The sequence below is a fragment of the Bradyrhizobium sp. HKCCYLS3013 genome (genome assembly GCF_051167615.1).
Classification (GTDB): Bacteria; Pseudomonadota; Alphaproteobacteria; order Rhizobiales; family Xanthobacteraceae; genus Bradyrhizobium.
In genome coordinates this window covers 1-3,594 of sequence record NZ_JBNPTK010000039.1, presented here as the reverse complement: position 1 = coordinate 3,594, position 3,594 = coordinate 1, and the positions used below count along the sequence as shown (strand labels likewise).

Below are 3,594 nucleotides of genomic sequence, written 5' to 3'. Positions count from 1 at the left end.
GAGGCGCCTGCCAGCCTGCTCGACCTGCGCGACATCAAGGGCCAGGAGAGCGGCAAGCGCGCGCTCGAGATCGCCGCGGCGGGTGGGCAATCTGTTGAGCATGTGCTACATTGATCTTGGCAGAGTGCGGGCCGAGAGCCTCGATGTGAGCCGTTGGATTTGGCCTAAGCAAAACGAGGCGGAACCAGAGATCTGGCTCCGTCCTCGAGGACAGCTGAGCGCGCGGGTTTATTCGACGCGCTAACAGCGCGGTACCACCATGAAAAGCGCGAGCACCGAGAATGCGTACCCAAGCGCAAGCATTACGTAGGGGATTGATTTGATCCATTCGCGACGGCTCAAATGACACAGCGAAACGATTGAGTACGACGTCATAAGGAGCAAAGCTGCAACCGAGATGAGGCTCTTATCCATTGTTTGACTCCGGGGTTGTTGGCCCGGCAGTTGTTTGAGCCTTCTTACTTTGCTTCCTTGCTAGAGCGGATTTGGATTTGTTTGCAGGAGATCACTTGTTCTGGTCTATTTTCTTGCAATTTTTTGCAGGCTTCAAATGATCCCGACCCTGGCAGAAAAATACCGTCTGGATTATCTGCGGAAGACCTACTTTCCCGATCTGTCAAACGACTCCGAATTTCGACGAAGAGTTGTTACAGTCGGAATTGAAGAGCAATCAGACCCAGATTATGAAAAGCCGGCCACGCTCACACTTCTCACGAAGAAAGAAGCGGGCATTCCACTGGGACCCAGGGTATCTCTCAAGCACAATCCATTCCTCGCCCGAATCAAGTTACCAGGGGACAGCAATTACAGTGACACTCAGTCCATCGGCGACGATTTAAGACAGGCGTGTGCTCATGTGTTCGCGACCGATATCTTTCTAAGACAAGGAAAAAAGATCACGGTCCCCAAGATCGACAGAACGAGCGTAAAGCCTTCGGCTGCTGAAAAGATCAAAGCGGAGGCAGAGGAGCCCTTCTTCAAACTTCGCGATCAGATTTTTGACTATCTCCAGAATGGTTCACGTTATCCCTATCAGCTACTTGGGGAGCAAGCACTAGGTCACGAATTAACCTACGAGCCCCTACTTAAATATAATCTCACGCGCGAAAGAGAGCGGACTCGGGCAGAAGGCAAGAAACTTGGCCTTGTCATTCGCACTGAGGGTGCTCTTTTCTTACGCGGCGCTGAACCGCGAGACTGGTCGATACTGAGTGACGTCGCGGTACCGAGAATCGAACATGAAGAGGCGATTGCCCGATCTATTGTCGAAAATCGTCTCTGTATTGTCACTGGGGCAGCTGGGGACGGCAAGACAACGATCTGCAAGCGAGTTGCCCTCCGACTCAAGTCCGCTGGCTGGCGAGTTTTCTATGCAACTGCGCCAGATGACACATCACAAGATCTGAGTGGTTACAAACTCACCGGAAGCAATACAGCAGTCTTTGTCGACAATGCTGAGTTTCTAAATTCATTTACTTCTGTAAGTAAGTTTCTACGAGCCAATCCTCACGTATCTCTGGTTCTGATCGCCCGGCACCATCAGATCATTGACAAGCTCAAGCCGATTTCGCACCTCAATCCGCGAGAGCACTTTGTCGGTCGTTGTAAGGCCGAGTTGGCAGAGTCTCTCGCCAAAACTATAGTCCGCCACGGCGCCGCACCGGATTGCTCTGAAGCGATCCTTATCGACCGAATACGCACCAGCATTTCGGAGGGAAGCACGCATCTTCTCGCCATCATGATCTACGCCACGCGCGGCGAGTCGTTCTCGACCACGATACAATCGATGATCCGGCAGTTCTCCGCTAGCGGTGATGATTGGATTCTGCGTTTGGTGGCTCTCGGGGCAATGTTTGCCTATCTGGCAAATAATCCTCAACTTCTTGTGGACCGAACTTTGATTACAAAGTTCGCTGACATCCATTGCGATGGCAATGAGGCCGAATCAACTAGATCGATTTTAGAGCGTACCCAAAGCGAGATAATGAGGCGGTCATCATCGTCTTCCTCCACCAAAAGAGCGACCTTGTCATTGCGACATCCTGATATCGTGACAGAGGTCCTTAGGCGCTTCTATGAGATCAATCCGGGCGTCGATATAGGTGACGTCGAGACTTTTGAGTCTGATTTACGGCAGCTTTGCCTTGCGGCTACCATGGTTGCAATGGAAAAGGCCTATAGTTATGCTCGGCGAGTTCCCAACTACTCTATAACCCTCCTTTCTTTTCTCTTGAGCTATACATGCGAACATTCTTGGATACCGAGGGCTCCGGTCATTGACACTGCATTTTATTGCGCCAAACGATGGGGGACATCTGAAGCCGACAAGGCTCAAGCTATTCGCTATATTTTCCACGTGTTCAAGAACCAACTAAATAATAAAATCGATGATGTTGAGGACATTCGCCACACCGGGATGCGATACGTGGCAATGGGAGGAGATGATCCGAATCTTCTCACGCTGTGGATGACGTTTGAGTTTGATAATGCAAATCCTGGTGCCGTAGAAACGAAGTATTCTGGGCGTTGGATTGGCTATGAGCACTTACTAAAGGCCAATTTCCCCGATCCCAACCTGCTGGCTTGCTGGCTTACGGCCGAATTCAATCTCGGCAATGCCGGGTCACCCAGTAAGATACATTCGGGGCGGTGGCTCGGCAGTAAGCACCTCTCGCAATCTGATCCACCGGATGCTAACTTATTAGCTTGCTGGCTGAAGGCCGAGTTTGATCTCGGGAATGCCGGATCTTCCACTGAGCCATATACGGGACGTTGGCTGGCCCATAAGCACCTATCCTATCCCGGGATTCCGGACTCGTCGTTGATAGCGACGTGGATGAAGGCGGAAGTCTCACTAACTAAGTGCGGTGATCAAAACGAGAGCGGCTATCTGTTAGCCCGATCCGTCGCCGAAACAGCGTGGATGAGAGGTGTGCGTGGTGCCGATTTCATTCAAAAATGGATCCAGCTTGAGGCGGGACAGAGGAACTTTGGTTCAAAGACTACTCCGGTGTCTGTATACGGCATAGTCTGGAGATATTGCGAAGAAGGTTACCTCGATAATAAAGTAATCGACACTCTGCTCCGTCCGCCAATCTATCAAGCATCTCCCGAATATTACGAGATCGAAACGGCGATCAGGAACCAAGTTGGTGAGATTAATTTTGAGCAGCTTCGTAACAAAATTACATCGGGTGCTCTGTGTACTAACGAATACCTCAACGATGAGAAGAAAGCTTGAGTATAGCTATAAATGGTTATTCGCTCGATAGAGCTCGAGTGGTAACTTGCGTTCTCCGTCTACTCACTTCGTCTCTCATAGACTGCTGATGAAGTGGGTCAGCATAATTGCAGATCGTCGCTCTTCTACTCCGCGTGTGATCCACGATCCTCTTCTGGGAGATGCTCTCGCTACATCGCCGCGCAAATGACATGGACGTCGGCGCCGATAAGTGTTCCCGTATTGTTCTTGCTAACCTGCTCCGCTTCCGCTAGCCTCCCTGCCCGGGAGGGGCAGCATGGTCCAGCGCGTTTCCACCGTCGCTTTCGAAGGCATCGAGGCCCGCGCGGTCGACGTGCAGGTCCAGGTCGCGC

The 3,594-nt window shown here is 51.4% G+C and carries 1 protein-coding gene and 1 pseudogene; both read left to right on the top strand.

Going from position 1 to position 3,594, the window contains the following annotated elements; genetic code table 11:
- Positions 1-87: pseudogene (locus tag ACQR1F_RS32105) on the top strand (ATP-binding protein); the annotation flags it as partial.
- 463 nt (positions 88-550) lie between these two features.
- Positions 551-3,241, top strand: coding sequence for a hypothetical protein (locus tag ACQR1F_RS32100; protein ID WP_434908078.1), 2,691 nt, complete (start codon positions 551-553; stop codon positions 3,239-3,241).
- Positions 3,242-3,594 lie beyond the last annotated feature (353 nt).